Origin of the sequence: Sphingomonas sp. CFBP 8765 (assembly GCF_014841445.1) — a bacterium.
GTDB classification, from domain to species: Bacteria; Pseudomonadota; Alphaproteobacteria; order Sphingomonadales; family Sphingomonadaceae; genus Sphingomonas; species Sphingomonas aerolata.
This window is the reverse complement of the sequence record NZ_JACYTY010000005.1, coordinates 275,468-289,121: the sequence shown is the minus strand read 5'-3', so window position 1 is coordinate 289,121 and position 13,654 is coordinate 275,468. Positions and strand designations below refer to the sequence as shown.

Annotated in this window: 10 protein-coding genes; 1 reads left to right on the top strand and 9 read right to left on the bottom strand. The window is 65.4% G+C overall.

Annotation, left to right across the window (positions count from 1 at the left end; translation table 11 throughout):
• Positions 1 to 6 precede the first annotated feature (6 nt).
• The 6 genes from IFT87_RS20745 to IFT87_RS14565 all read right to left on the bottom strand — a co-directional run bounded on the left by IFT87_RS20745 (position 7) and on the right by IFT87_RS14565 (position 7,347).
• Complete coding sequence (locus IFT87_RS20745; RefSeq protein ID WP_192191029.1) at positions 7 to 3,402, bottom strand: M10 family metallopeptidase C-terminal domain-containing protein; 3,396 nt, start codon at positions 3,400 to 3,402, stop codon at positions 7 to 9.
• Between the two features lie 259 nt (positions 3,403 to 3,661).
• Complete coding sequence (locus IFT87_RS14585; RefSeq protein WP_128082190.1) at positions 3,662 to 4,288, bottom strand: energy transducer TonB; 627 nt, start codon at positions 4,286 to 4,288, stop codon at positions 3,662 to 3,664.
• A gap of 342 nt (positions 4,289 to 4,630) precedes the next feature.
• On the bottom strand, positions 4,631 to 5,050 hold the full coding sequence (locus tag IFT87_RS14580) for a hypothetical protein (protein WP_031439949.1): 420 nt from the start codon (positions 5,048 to 5,050) through the stop codon (positions 4,631 to 4,633).
• Positions 5,051 to 5,273: 223 nt separating this feature from the next.
• Positions 5,274 to 6,143, bottom strand: a complete 870-nt coding sequence (locus tag IFT87_RS14575; RefSeq protein ID WP_037529920.1) for an alpha/beta hydrolase family esterase — start codon at positions 6,141 to 6,143, stop codon at positions 5,274 to 5,276.
• Positions 6,144 to 6,254: 111 nt separating this feature from the next.
• Positions 6,255 to 6,536, bottom strand: a complete 282-nt coding sequence (locus IFT87_RS14570) for a hypothetical protein (RefSeq protein ID WP_031439951.1) — start codon at positions 6,534 to 6,536, stop codon at positions 6,255 to 6,257.
• 175 nt (positions 6,537 to 6,711) lie between these two features.
• On the bottom strand, positions 6,712 to 7,347 hold the full coding sequence (locus IFT87_RS14565) for a TetR/AcrR family transcriptional regulator (protein WP_192191027.1): 636 nt from the start codon (positions 7,345 to 7,347) through the stop codon (positions 6,712 to 6,714).
• A 64-nt stretch (positions 7,348 to 7,411) separates the two neighbouring features.
• On the opposite strand from IFT87_RS14565, the gene IFT87_RS20895 reads away from it, so the two are divergent.
• Positions 7,412 to 9,880, top strand: coding sequence for an alpha/beta fold hydrolase (locus IFT87_RS20895; protein WP_192191025.1), 2,469 nt, complete (start codon positions 7,412 to 7,414; stop codon positions 9,878 to 9,880).
• 28 nt (positions 9,881 to 9,908) lie between these two features.
• On the opposite strand, the gene IFT87_RS14555 is transcribed toward IFT87_RS20895, so the two are convergent.
• From IFT87_RS14555 to IFT87_RS14545, 3 genes are read right to left on the bottom strand one after another with little or no spacing between them, the layout of a single operon-like run.
• Positions 9,909 to 11,645 (bottom strand): hypothetical protein, encoded by a 1,737-nt coding sequence (locus IFT87_RS14555; protein ID WP_128082100.1) that lies wholly within the window; start codon positions 11,643 to 11,645, stop codon positions 9,909 to 9,911.
• An 11-nt stretch (positions 11,646 to 11,656) separates the two neighbouring features.
• Positions 11,657 to 12,742 carry a protein-glutamate methylesterase/protein-glutamine glutaminase gene (locus IFT87_RS14550; protein ID WP_031439689.1) on the bottom strand — a complete coding sequence of 362 codons (1,086 nt, stop codon included), beginning with the start codon at positions 12,740 to 12,742 and terminating at the stop codon, positions 11,657 to 11,659.
• A 3-nt stretch (positions 12,743 to 12,745) separates the two neighbouring features.
• Positions 12,746 to 13,600, bottom strand: a complete 855-nt coding sequence (locus IFT87_RS14545; RefSeq protein WP_042466613.1) for a CheR family methyltransferase — start codon at positions 13,598 to 13,600, stop codon at positions 12,746 to 12,748.
• Positions 13,601 to 13,654: the final 54 nt, after the last annotated feature.

Here is a 13,654-nt window from a genome sequence, read left to right as displayed (position 1 = left end):
CGCAGCTTACATGAAGAAATCGTTCGCGGTCAGCACATGTTGACCGGCCAGCGCGATCGAAAAATCGGCGCCCGCACCGCTGTCGATATTGCCCTCGACCACGGTGAATTCCTTCCCGCCGATCATCTGGTAGCTGTAGCGCAACTGCCCCGGCGCGGTGAAGCGCGCGCTCGTGCCGATGAAGCTGAACGCCTGATCGCCGCGCGCGAACAGCGACGTGTTGGCGTCGATCATCGACAGGTCGATCTTGTCCTGCCCGACGGTGAAGTCGGTGATCACGTCACGCGACGCCGATGCGAGGCTGTCGCCCCTGGCCTCGAACCGGAAGATGTCCGCGCCGGCACCGCCGGTCATCATGTCCAAGTCGTCGCCACCGATCAGGATGTCGTTGCCGTCGCCGCCGCTCAGGATATCCCTGCCATTGCCGCCGATCAGCGTGTCGTTGCCCGCGCCGCCGTTGAGCGTGTCGTTGCCGAGCCCGCCAATGAGCCGGTCGTTGCCGCCAAGCCCGTTGAGCACGTCATTGCCCCAGCTGCCGTCGAGCACGTCCTGCTCGCCGGTGCCGTTGATCGTCTCGGAGAAAATCGTCCCGGTCTTCGTGATGCCGACCACGTCCGTCACGCCGATCGTCAGCGTCTGCGTATCGATCGCGCCGCGTGCGTCGGTCGCGACCACCGTCACGCCGTATATATTGTCCCGATTGGCATCGGTGGGCGCCTCGAAATCAGGGCCGGTGACGAACTTGAGCACACCCGTCGTCGCGTCGATCAAGAAATTCGCGCCGTCGCCGCCCGCACCGATCGAATATTTGATCGAATCGCCCCAGACGCTGTTCGCGTCGGTCGCGGTGATCGTCGTCAGTGCCGTGCCGTTCTCAGCGATCGACAGCGATCCCGTCGTGCCGCCCGCGAACGACGTCAGCACCGGATCGACATTGGCCTGATGACCGATCTTCACATCGTGAACGCCGATCGCGCCGAGGTCGATGGTCAGGATCTCGCCGATCTGGCTCGCGATCGTCCCGCCGCTCACCGTCGTCCAGTCGGTACCGGGCGCCTTCAGATCGACGGTGACCTTGCCCTCGCCCTCGACCGTGAACGCCAGGTCGCGTCCGTCGCCGCTCAGTGTCGTCAGCGTCGCGCGCATCGGCAGCGCGGTGATGTGGGTCACGTCGTCCGCCACCGCGCCCATCGTGATCGCATAGGTCCCGCCCGCCTTGGGCAGGAACACGGTGTCCGCGTCATAGGCGTACCAGTTGGCGACACCCTTGATCACTTGGCCGCTGCTCTGGCCGTCGACGTCGAGCGAGAAGCTGCCCGTCGTCGCGCCGACCGTCGCCGTGATCGTGTTGCCGACGACGGTCGAGGTGATCGTCGCATTCTGGAACGCGCTGACCCGGCCTGCCAGATCGGCAAGCGTCACGAACTCCACCCCCGCCGCCGCGGCCTGCGCGATGAAGGTGGTGAACATCTGCTTGGTGTACGGGCTGGTCGCGCCGTCGCTCGACCACATGGTCGGGCCGTAATCATGCCACGGCCATACCACGACCGGCGCATCGCCACCGGCGGTCAGCGCGGCGAATTCCTTGGCCCAGATGGCGGTGGCTTCGGCAACGGTCTTCTTCTGGAACTCGATCAGCGAGAAGTCGAACGACGTGTTCGGCGCGATATAAACCTTGTCGTCCGTGGCGTTCTGCGGCGTCATGTACCCGACCGCGTTGGGATAACCCGCACCGACGCCCGAATAGCCGCCGCTGAGATAGGTCACGTATTTCAGGATTTCCTGGCTCGTCGCGATCTGCTCAGGCGCACCCGGCACCGCGGCACCGCCGACCGTCACGGTCTTGCCGAGATACGCGCTCAGCTGCTTTTCCAGCTCGGCACGCGACTGGCCGAACTCGAACGCGATCTGCGCATCGGTCAGCAGATTGGTGTTCTCGGGATGCGTGTAGCTGTGCGAGCCGACCTCGTTGCCGGCATCGAGCAGTGCCTTGTAAACGGGCAGCGAGACCGCCCAGTCGGTCGACTGACCGTTCGCCGCATCGTTGCCGACATTGACGTAATAGCTGCCGACGAAATTATAGTCGGTCTTCCATTCGGTGAGAATCGGCAGCAGCTTGTCATAAATGCCGGGCGCGGTCCCCGCCGGATTGACCTCGTCGCGCTCCTGGCTCTGGTCCATGTCGACGCGCGACGCGAACAGGCCGCTCTGCCGCGTCATCTGCAATCCGACGGACAGCCCGTTGCCATGGACCGAATAATCGATCGCCTTCTGGAGCAGATTGTCGTCGGCCATCACCGCTTCGCTCGAGAACAGCACGTTGCGCCCGCCGGTCTGCGTCGCGATCGCCGCCGCATAGGTCTGGCCGTTGACCGTCTCGGTCGCGATCGTCGTGCCGGTTCCGCTGACGCTGGCGAACGCGTTCCAGCCGATGCCGGTATATTCCCGAATGACCTGCCCGTCGGCATAGCCGTCGAGCACCAGCTGTGATGCATCGCTCGCCTTCACGGTCACGTCTGCAGGGAAGCCGCCGGTCACGCGCGTCGCGTCGAACAAGAGCTTCATCCGCGAATAGGAGTCACCGGCCAGCGCGGCATTGTCCGCGCCGTTGGTCATGAACTCGCCCGCCGCGACCAGGCCGATGCCGAATTGCGTGGTCGCCTGTTCCAGCGTCTGCGCGATCTGGTCGGCCTTGCCCGCCTCGACGTTGCGGAACGACGGGAAGACGATCGTGTCGTATTTCGCGAGCGTCGCCAGGTTGGTGAGATCGCCCTCGGTCAGGATGTCGAACGGCACGCCCGCCTGCATCGCCTGGCTCTGTGCCGCCATGAACAGCTGCGAATACGCGGTCTTGCTGAAATAGGCGTTGGCGGTCGTATCGGACCACACGATCGCGATGCGGTGGGAGGGATCGGCGACGACGCCGGTGTCATTGAACACGGTGAACGCGGGGTTCGAATAGCTGCCGGGCAGGAACGCGGTGTCGTTGACGTCGTAGATCGTGTCGATCGCGTTCGGATTGCCGATCGCAGCCTTGGGGACCTTGAATTCGACGGTGGTGCGATCCGCCGACCACGCCGCCTGCAGGCCGCTGGCGATCAGCGTCTGCCCCGCCGCACCGCTATACAGCGAGACCGTGCCGTCGGCGGCGAAATTGACGTTGAATTCGGCACCGCCTGCGAACCCGAACACCTGATAGCCGGTGGCCGTGTTGCGATCGGTGTTGAGCCACGCGGTGGTGTTTGCGCCGATCGCGGTCGGCGCGGTCATCGCAAAGGCAAAATCCGCGCCGTCGCTGCGGGCATAGATAGCATAGCCGGCACCGAGGCCACGGTCGATCCGGTCGCCTGCGGTCCAGTCGTTCAGCGTGCCATCAACGGTCACCGGAGTTGCGTTCGCCATTCTTTGTCCCCGCTTCGGTCTCGGGCTTCATGCGAGCGCCAGGCTGCTCGTCATCAAGCTCGAGCGTCAACTAGCGAAGACCGTCGGTATTTCGAACAACACAGATGAATGGTTAACGCCGAACTTGTATCACCATGGTACGCGATTACTGGTGGTATGCCCGGTCGCCAGGGCGGAGCGGTAATGCGGGCGAACCGGAAGAATGGCAAAGCGGTGTCAATGGTAACGAACATTGATCAGGTGCGCCTATCGGGTCGGGTTAACCCAGTTTAGTCGAGGTGAATTCAATTCGCTGCATGCGAATGACTGGCCACGCCTTGTTGGCCTTGTCCTTGGCCGGCGCGTAGCGATAATGCTTTATCATCGACGAACACGCGCCGGTATCGAATGGCGCAGAGCCGCTCGACGTTATAACCGAACAGCGTCGGATCGCGCCGTCTTCCCCGACCAGATAGGCCAGGGTGACAGCAACGGACTTCTGCCCCGCCGGCAGCTTCGCCACTTCCAGCACGATGTCTGCCGGCACCTTGGGTGTAGGGGTAGAAGCATCGAAGAAGAGCTCCATGTGCCACCGAACCCGCATTCGGTAGACACCGTACATGGGCGACCCGGTCTCGTCCGTAGCCGGCGCATATTTACCCCGCAGCACCCCGGCGGCACACGCCTTCAGGTCCAGATCCTTGGATCCGCTGGTCGAGACAACGCCGCACGTCTGAGGTTTTCCAGTCGGATCGATCAGGATCTCGACCACCGTGTAGCCGCTCTTGCCCGTACCGACTGCGCGCGAGACGTAATCGTCGGACGTGAGCATCTCACTCGCGTTGCGGACGATCACGGGCGTCAGCGTGCCCTGTCCCCCGAGAACGAGCATTACCAGCCAGAACATTCGCCTCTCCCCGTTGCGGATAGTGCTTCTTGGTAGCTGGAACCCCAGGCTGGTGACGCTCGTCTCGCGGGTAGGGTCGCCCACCAGACCCGATGCCCGCAGGTGATATTCTTCCCGGCATCGCACCCAATGGCGATCAGGGTTCTGGCAGCTGAAGCATAATCATCTGACCCTGCCGCGAGCCCGGGGCTCCGCCGGACGAACCGATCGCATTCAAAGGGGTGCCCGTCAGGCGCGGGCGGCATGGTGCGGCGTCCCGTAGCGGCGGAAGACATGGCTCTGTGCGACCCGAGACCGGCGGCTACAGACGCCCCGCTATTGGCGTTTAGGCCCAACGGCACGTCATGGAGCCGGATGACCGTGCGCCATCATGACGTCGAGCTTGCTCTTGGGCATATTGATCAAGAGCCCGTCCTTGTTCTTTGCAAAGGACGGAAAGTCCACCTCCACGCTCCCGATCGCACTCGACACCACTGCAAAGCCTTTACCGACGGCCTCGATCTTGCCGACGAGGAGTCCCTTTGCGTCATGAACTTCCAGCCCCTGAATGATGTCCTTGGGTCCGGCCGGGACCGGCCGCATCGTCAATCGATTGGCGTCGGTAACGCTGACTGCGAAATCCCGGAAATTTTGCTGACGGTTGAATTCCCCCGTACCGCTGTCGTTCGCCCCGACCCCCTGCGCCGAAGGAAATTGTTGTCCCTGGGCTCCGGTTGCCGATGCGAGAACGGATGCGATCATGCCAAGAAAAAGCCCCCGCATTTCATCCTCCCATTATCTTATGTCATCAGTTTATCCTTATTTCATACCGCGGACAATACATCGAGTCAGCTTGGTAGTAATATGCGTCAGGTAATTAAATACAAAACAACTGGCAAATTAACCTGGCAATCAACCATCGAAATAGAGTTGGGATGGCGAAGTATCTGATCTGGCAACCGAACCGGGAATTGCCGAGACGTTCTGGCAGCTGCCGACTTTTGACTTAGCGCCGGTGGCGGGAGAAGAACGCCCACATTGCCTCATTGTCGACGACCGACCAGCTATGCTGCCCGCCGCGCGTCACACGCGCCGCGACGCTCGTGCCGTGCTGACAGCGGGCATAGCCCTGTTCGTAAACCGTCGCGCCGAGGTTGCGGGCATAGGGATCCGAGCAGCCGTTCAGCACGGCCCAGCGTTGCAGCGCGGCGGCCTGTGAATATTGCCAATAGGGCGCGCCGCCGCCGGTGATGGGGTTGGTGGTGTCGGCATCGCCGGCGAAGGCGAGGAGGGGCAGCGGCGCTGTCGAGCGACACGTCGCGGGATCGGCGCGTGACACATCGGATGCGAGGGAGCGTCCGGCACGCAGTCCGACCACCGGCGCGATCGCGGCGAAACGTCGTGCGGCGACGCAGCCCAGCCAGGACGTCATCCGTCCACCACCCGACAAGCCGGTCGCGTACACCCGCGCGCCGTCGACGCAACCGGTTGCGACAAGCCGGTCGATCAGCCCCGACAGATACCGGACATCGTCGCGTGCATCGCGTGCGGGGATGCTGCCCGTGACGGTCGGGACGCCGGGGATGTTCCAGACAAAGCCGCGATCCGCGGCGATACCACCATTGGGCGCTGCGACGATGAAGCCGTGGCGATCCGCCGTCTCGGCGAGGTGGCTGTCGCGCAGCATCTCCGCCCCCGTGCCGGTGCTGCCGTGGAGCAGGATCACGAGCGGTACGGGCCCGGTCATGCCCGCCGCGGGAAGGTGAAGCATCGCGCGTTCAGGCAGGGCCTCGATGCTGCCAGGACGGCACTCGGCGCGCGCGACACCCGCAATGAAGCAGAGGCCGAAGGTAATAAGCAGACGAAAAACCACCATGTGTCCAATCTCCGACATCAGCCGTTCGCGCTGAAAAGTCCCTGTAATAGCAAGGGACGCGTGCCCGACGCGCATCACCTCCTGCGTCGTCGGTGGATCGAAACCCCAGCGCTAGGATTGCGGCAGGTTGGCGAGGCGGCGCTCCACGCCGTTCCAGAACCGCTCGAGCCGATCGAGCGCGTGTCGCTTGATACGGTTGACCTCGTCGTCGGACATGACCTGTACCCCGGTTGCCTGAAGGCTGCCGAAATCCTCCAACATGCGATGCGCCGTAGCCTGACAGGCCCTGACCGGATCAGCGTCGCTGGCGAGCAGCAAGGCATACAGGTTTTCCAGCACGAAGCCCTGTGCGGCCAGTGCGCCGGCCACGGCTTCGGCAAATTCATCGTTCACTGGGTATCTCCGTCCGCCGTGCCGCGGTGTGTAGCGAAGCGCTTGGCGTTCGGAAACGGCGCAGATCGAGTGTGTTGCAGCGATGACGTCGTCGTCACGACCGCCGCGGCGGAATGTGGGAAGTGGAGAAGGGCAGGGGGCTCCTGAACTCGGGCGTTCCGGTGACATCGCGCCGCTAATCATCACCCCCGCAGCTGACCAGCATCCGGCAGAGTGGCTCGACCGTGCGCACGACCCGCGCCACGGGTTCGTCGCAACCCCGCGCTACCCAGTCGCGCGCCACCGCGAGCAGCCCGTGCATGGCGCCGGCACGGCACAGCGGCTCGATCGAGCCGGGAACGTGGGTCGGCACCAGCGTGCCGGCGATCAGGTCGGCGAAGCTGGCCATCGAGCGTTCGAACAGTTCGTCGACCTGCGGGTCGATGCCGGACAATTCCGACAGGAAGACGCGCGCGCTGGCCGGCTCGTCGCTTAGCAGATCGTAATATGCGGTCAGCAGCGCGATCAGCCGATCCCCCGGCGTGCCTCCCGCCGCATCGGCGGCCGCGGCGACCCGCTGCGTCACGAACTGCGTGACCTCGCCGAACGTCGCGAGAAGCAGCGCGTCGCTATTGGCGAAGGCTTCGTAGAAGTAGCGCGGGGTCAGCCCGGCCGCGCGGCAGACCGCGGTCACCGTCGTATGACGATAGCCCTGCTCGCCATAGAGCGCGATCGCGGCGCGGATCAGCCGGCTGCGCCGCTCGACGCGGCGCTCGCTCGCCGATGCACCGCCATAGCGCCGTCCGTCCTGGCTTGCCGCCCCTGATTTCAAGTGATAACTCCTGTTTCCAGATAACGGCGATTGCTGTCGCATCCTTCTATCGGAGCACTCTGGCATGGCAATTGAGACTGCGTCCATCCCCTCCGGCTCGGGCACCGCGGAAGAGCTCGACATCGTGATCGTCGGTGCGGGTCTGTCGGGGATCGACGCGGGCTATCGCTTCCAGACCGAATGCCCGGCCAAGAGCTACGCGATCCTCGAGGCGCGCGATGCGATCGGCGGCACCTGGGACCTGTTCCGCTATCCCGGCATCCGCTCGGATTCGGACATGTATACGCTCGGCTTCCCCTTCCGCCCCTGGCCGAGCGACCAGGCGATCGCCGGCGGCGACGCGATCCGCGACTATATCGCCGCCACGGCGCGTGAATTCGGGATCGATGCACATATCCGCTTCGGCCGTCTTGTCGTTCGCGCCGCCTGGTCGTCCGCCGATGCGCGCTGGACGGTCGAGATCGAGCGGGATGGTGCCGCGTCGGAGCGGATCGTCTGCCGGTTCCTGTACATGGGCAGCGGCTATTATGATTATGACGCCGGCTTCACGCCGCCCTTCGAGGGTGTCGAGGACTACGCGGGGCAGCTCGTCCATCCGCAGCACTGGCCCGCCGACCTCGATTGGACCGGCAAGCGCGTGGTGGTGATCGGCAGCGGTGCGACCGCGGTGACGCTGGTGCCGTCGCTCGCCGAAAAGGCCGCGCACGTCACGATGCTGCAGCGCTCGCCGACCTATATCGTCTCGCGCCCGTCACAGGACGGCTTTGCGCGGTGGACGCACCGGGTGCTGCCCAAAAGCATTGCCGACAGCGCGACCAAATGGAAGAGCGTCGGACTCGGCATCGCCACCTACGCCTATGCGCGCAAGCGCCCCGATCACATGAAGGCGCTGATCCTGAAGGGCGTCCGCGCGCAGTTGCCCGAGAATTACGAGGTCGAGCGCGATTTCGAACCGCGCTACGATCCGTGGGACCAGCGTATCTGCCTCGTCCCCGATGCCGACCTGTTCGAGGCGATGCGCGGCGGCAAGGCGGAGATCGTGACCGATCACGTCGCCCGCTTCACACCGACCGGCATCGCGCTGCGATCGGGCCGCGAACTGCGCGCCGACATCGTCGTCACCGCCACGGGCCTCGTCCTGCGCCTGCTGGGCGGCGTCGAGCTCGTCGTCGACGGGCAGGTCGTGAACCCCGCCGACCGGCTGATCTACAAGGGTATGATGGTGAGCGACGTGCCGAACCTGGCGCTCGCCTTCGGCTATACCAATGCATCCTGGACGCTGAAATGCGATCTGTCGGCCCGCTACGCCTGCCGCCTGCTGCGCCACATGGACGCGAACGGCTATGATAGGTGCACGCCCACGCACGACGATCCGTCGGTGACACCCGAGCCGATGCTCGGCTTCACCTCGGGCTATGTCCAGCGCGCCAACGCCATCCTGCCACATCAGGGGTCCAAGGCGCCGTGGAAGGTGCACCAGAACTATGCGCTGGATCTTGCCGCGCTCAAATTCGGCAAACTGGAGGACGGAACGATGCGGTTCGACAAGGTGCGCGGTGCCGCCACTCCGGTGCCAGTCGAAACATCGCGCTCCGCCGTTTCGATCGGCGCGGTGACGGCCGCGGCGGCGATCGCAGCAGTCGGCGGTCTGGCGCTGTTCGCGAAGTTGAGCCAGCGGCGGACCGAGCGAATGATACCCGCCGACGGCGCCTTCATCGACGTCGATGGCCGCCGGATGCACTATCTCGACCGCGGCACCGGACCGACAATCGTGATGATCCATGGCCTTGCCGGGCAGATGCGCAACTTCAGCTATGCGCTGCTCGACCGCCTCGCGACCGAGTACCGCGTGATCCTGATCGACCGGCCCGGCTCCGGCTATTCGGCGCCCGGGGAAACGGCGAATATCCGCGCGCAAGCCGCCCAGATCGCGCGCTTCATCGCGGCGCTGGAGCTCGAGAAGCCGCTGGTTGTCGGCCATTCGCTTGGCGGCGCGGTGGCGCTCGCGCTGGCGATCGACCACCCGGAAGCGGTCGGTGGCTTGGCGCTGATCGCGCCGCTCACCCAGCCGCAGGACAGCGCGCCGAGCGCGTTCGCGGCGCTCGCGATCGTCTCTCCCGCCGCGCGCAAGGCGGTGGCCTGGACGCTCGCCGCACCCGCCGCCATCCTGGCGGGCGAGAAGGGCGCAGCCGCGGCGTTCGCGCCCGAGGCCGTGCCCGCCGATTTCGCGACGCGCGGCGGCGGCGCGCTGGTGTCGCGGCCGGCAAATTTCGAGGCAGCCTCTGCCGATCTCGTCGCTGCCAATGACGACCTGCCCGACATGGTCGCGCGCTATCACGGCCTCTGGCTCCCGATCGCGATCCTCTACGGCCGCGACGACCAGATTCTCGATCCCGAGGTACATGGCGCCCGCTTCGCCGACATGGTCCCCCACGCCGAGCTGACGCTGATCGACGGCGGCCACATGATCCCGGTGACGCGGCCCGACGAGACTGCTGCGTGGATCAGGACTCAGGCCGATCGTCTCGGCTGATCGAACCAGTCGAGGACTCGCCTCGACCTCAGAACAGACCGTCGCAGTCGTCCGCCTCCTCTGACAGCGCAGCGACCTCGGCTTCGGGCTGGTCCTGGGATGGCGAAAAGCGGGCGTGCACCTGGCGTTCGCGTGCCATCGTGTAGAAAGCGTTTATCGCGTGAAAAAGCTGCTCGCCGGTGGTCGAGATACTCTGGCTCGCTTCGACCAGCGGCATTGCCAGTGCATCGAGTTTCGCATTGATGCGCGCCAGCGGCTCGGCAAAGGCGGTTTCACAGTCCAGCGTGCTGGTCATCGCCGCGACGATGTCGTGGATCGCCCCCGCATCACGGTCGAGGCCGGACATGCCCTGACGCGTGAGCAACGCCCCCGCGCGAATGACCGCGAGCGCCTCGGGCAGCGACCCTGCCGTCGCTTCGTCGCCATCGTGGGGCGAGCCGATCGCGTCGGCGGCGTCGCTCAACTGTTCGAAGGCGCTGGCGATCGATGCCGAGACAGCCTCCAGGGTGTTGACGGCACAGCGGATCTCGGTCGCGATACGGGCCAGCCCGTCGCCCTCGCGGCCCATGCGGAACGAGCGCAGATCGGAATTCCACGCCATGATCCGCACGCCGCTCGTGACCCGGTGGATCGTCGTCAGCCGGTCGCCCAGGCGTCTGACGGTGGCGGAGGCTTCGGATCCCAATTGCGTCGACCGCATGTCGGCGTCGCGCAACTGCGCGGTGACCGCATCGACATCGGCGACGCTTTGCTCGAGCAGCTGCAGGAATGCGCCATCGCTCGTCCGCTCGACGCCGCTCGATTCATGCGGTGCCACCATCGTCGCGACCTGCGTTGCGATCGCGCGGAAATTGCCGCCCAACAGACGCGATTCCTTCTGGAGATCCGCGGCCGCGTCGGCGACCTGTGCCGCGAGCATCGCCATCACCTGGCCTTCGAGCGCGCTGGCGGCAGCCGGATCGCCCGCGCGATTGAGCTCGTCGACCGCCGTACCGAGCAGGCTGCAGGCCTGCGCGACATGTTCGAGCCGCTGCCGGGTGATGTCGCCGATCTGCAATGCGCCGTGCGCCGCGGACAGCTTGCTGCGAATGTCCCGGGCAATCGTCGCGATCGTCTCGGCACGCCGCGCGGCCTCGATCTGGTTCTGCTGGAGTCCGATCGCGTCCGCGGCGAGTTTGTCGGGAACATGCGGGCACAGGCGCGCGCATTCGGACGCCAGCACGCGATTCACCTCGACGACGCAGGGAACCGTCGATGCGAGCTGCCCGACCTCCTTGCTGATCTCGTGGATCTCGCGTTCGCTGACGTCCAGTTCGGCGACCATCGCGTCGGCGAACTCGGCAAAACCGTGCGCACCGGCGGCCGCGACTTTCAGATACTGCCCGCAGATCTTCAGCAGATCGAGCGTCCGGTCGACCCGCCCGATTTCCGTCTGCACCGTTCCGCTCGCCTGCTGAAGGATGTCGAGCGAATGCTGCCGCGTCTTCTGTCGCGCGGGCAGGCTGGCGAGCTGGTCGGCATTGGCCTGCATCGTCGCGACCGCGCGGTCGGCGGCATCCCGGTCGAGCGCATTGGTGACGCTTTCGAGGCTGCCGATCAGGTTTCCGACCGTGTCATAGGCGCGTTCCAGCGAACGCCCGGCATCGACGAAGCGCTGGTCGAGCCCGCTCGCCACGCTCTCGAGCTCGGTTGCCAGCACGCTCCAGGCCGGCATTTCGTCGCCGTCCCGATCGGACTCGACAGCCCTGTGTTCGACCCATGTCATCGTCCTAGCCCCTATTGTGCCGTTGCGTGCAAGACGTCGCGGGCGATGTGATGCAACGGGACGACCCGATCGACGCCGCCCAGCGCGATCGCTTCCTTGGGCATGCCGAAGACGATCGACGTCGCCTCGTCCTGCGCGAAGGTGCGGCCGCCCGCCTGTTTCATCTCGAGCATCCCGCGCGCGCCATCGTCGCCCATGCCCGTCATGATGACGCCGATCGCGTTCGTCCCCGCAGCGGTCGCCGCCGAGCGGAACAGGACGTCGACCGATGGCCGGTGACGCGAGACCAGCGGCCCGTCGCGGACCGCGACGAAATAGCGGGTCCCGCGCCGCTCGATCATCATGTGCTTGCCGCCGGGCGCGATCAGGACGGTGCCCGGCAGGACGGGATCGCCGTCCTCGGCTTCCTTGACGGTCACGACGCACAGCGTGTTCAGCCGATTGGCAAAAGCGCGCGTGAAGTTTTCCGGCATGTGCTGAACCACGACGACACCGGGCGTGGTCGCGGGCAGCGCCGTGAGGACTTCGCGTAGGGCCTCGGTTCCCCCGGTCGATGCGCCGAGGCATACCACGCGCTCGGTCGCGCGGTTCATCACGCGACCGCTCGGGGGCGGCAGGACGGCGTCCGCGGTGAGCTTCTGCTCGAGCCGGCCCGGCCGGCTGCCATTGGACGACCGGAGCGAGACCCGCACGCGCGCCGCCGCCTTGATCACGTCGCGGATCTGGAGATTGTGATCGGCGAGATGCTCGGCGAGACCGGCACGGGGCTTCACGATGACGTCGACCGCGCCCGCCTCCAATGCCTGCAGCATCGCGTCGGAGCCCTTTTCCGTGACCGACGAGCACATCACCACGGGAAGCGGGCATTGTGCCATCAGCTTCTTCAGGAAGGTGATCCCGTCCATGCGCGGCATCTCGACATCGAGCATCATCACGTCGGGCACTTCGTCCTGGATGCGGCGGGCTGCGCTGAACGGGTCGGCGGCAGTGCCCATGACGGTGATCTCTGGATCCTCCTCTAGGATCGCCGCAAGGGCATGCCGCGCGACCGCGGAGTCGTCGACGATGAGCACACGGATCTTTCCGGAGATGGCCATGGATCAGCTCCGCTGGAAAACGGTGTGGGCGACGGGCACGAGCGGGAGGTCGTGCCCCGTGATCGATTCCGAATGCCCCAGAAACAGGTAGCCACCCGGCGCGAGCCTGCTGACGAGCTTCGAGACGACCTCATGCTGGGTCTGCTTGTCGAAATAGATGAGGACGTTGCGGCAGAAGATCAGGTGCATCGGCTCGCCGACCGGATAGACCTCGTCCATCAGGTTCAGCCGGGCGAACGCGATCGCCCGGCGCAACTCGGGTATCACGCGGACTTCGCGGCGCGCCGGATCACGCGATTCCATCAGATATTTGCGCCGCAGCGCCGCCGGAACGGGCTCTGCGAGATCGGCGGGGTAGATGCCGCGCCGGGCGATCTCGAGCACCTCGGTGTCCAGATCGGTCGCCAATATGCTGTAGGCGATGCCGCGGCGCGTGGCGGCAAACTGGTCGAGCAGCATCGCGATCGTGTAGGGCTCGGGCCCGGTCGAGCAGGCGACGCTCCAGGCACGGATCGTCCGCAGATAGGTCGCTTCCAGGCCGGGGAGGGCGACGTCGCGCAGAAAGTCGAAATGGACCGGTTCGCGGAAGAAGTCCGTCTTGTTGGTCGTCACCGCGTTGATTAGGTGGATGCCCTCCTGATCGAGATTATTGTCCGTCAGGACATGGCGACAATAGGCCTCGAGCGTATCGAACCCCAGCGCGCGTTGCCGACGCCGCAACCGCCCTTCGAGCATCGTCCGCTTGCTCGCCGGCATCCGGATCCCGGCATAGTCGAAGATATAGTCGGCGAGCTTCGCGAACTCGCGCGGGCCGATCTGGTCCGAGGCGCTCGGCGTAGATTTGACGATCGGGGAGATGACGGACACGGGAGCCAGCTCCAGAAATGACGAGGGACCGGTCGAGGCGGCACC

Excerpts from the sequence above, each read along its gene's own strand:
- IFT87_RS14550 (WP_031439689.1), bottom strand. The coding sequence starts at position 12,742 with ATGGCCATCTCCGGAAAGATCCGTGTGCTCATCGTCGACGACTCCGCG.
- IFT87_RS14585 (WP_128082190.1), bottom strand. The coding sequence starts at position 4,288 with ATGTTCTGGCTGGTAATGCTCGTTCTCGGGGGACAGGGCACGCTGACG.
- IFT87_RS14555 (WP_128082100.1), bottom strand. The coding sequence starts at position 11,645 with ATGACATGGGTCGAACACAGGGCTGTCGAGTCCGATCGGGACGGCGAC.
- IFT87_RS14580 (WP_031439949.1), bottom strand. The coding sequence starts at position 5,050 with ATGCGGGGGCTTTTTCTTGGCATGATCGCATCCGTTCTCGCATCGGCA.
- IFT87_RS14575 (WP_037529920.1), bottom strand. The coding sequence starts at position 6,143 with ATGGTGGTTTTTCGTCTGCTTATTACCTTCGGCCTCTGCTTCATTGCG.
- IFT87_RS20895 (WP_192191025.1), top strand. The coding sequence starts at position 7,412 with ATGGCAATTGAGACTGCGTCCATCCCCTCCGGCTCGGGCACCGCGGAA.
- IFT87_RS20745 (WP_192191029.1), bottom strand. The coding sequence starts at position 3,402 with ATGGCGAACGCAACTCCGGTGACCGTTGATGGCACGCTGAACGACTGG.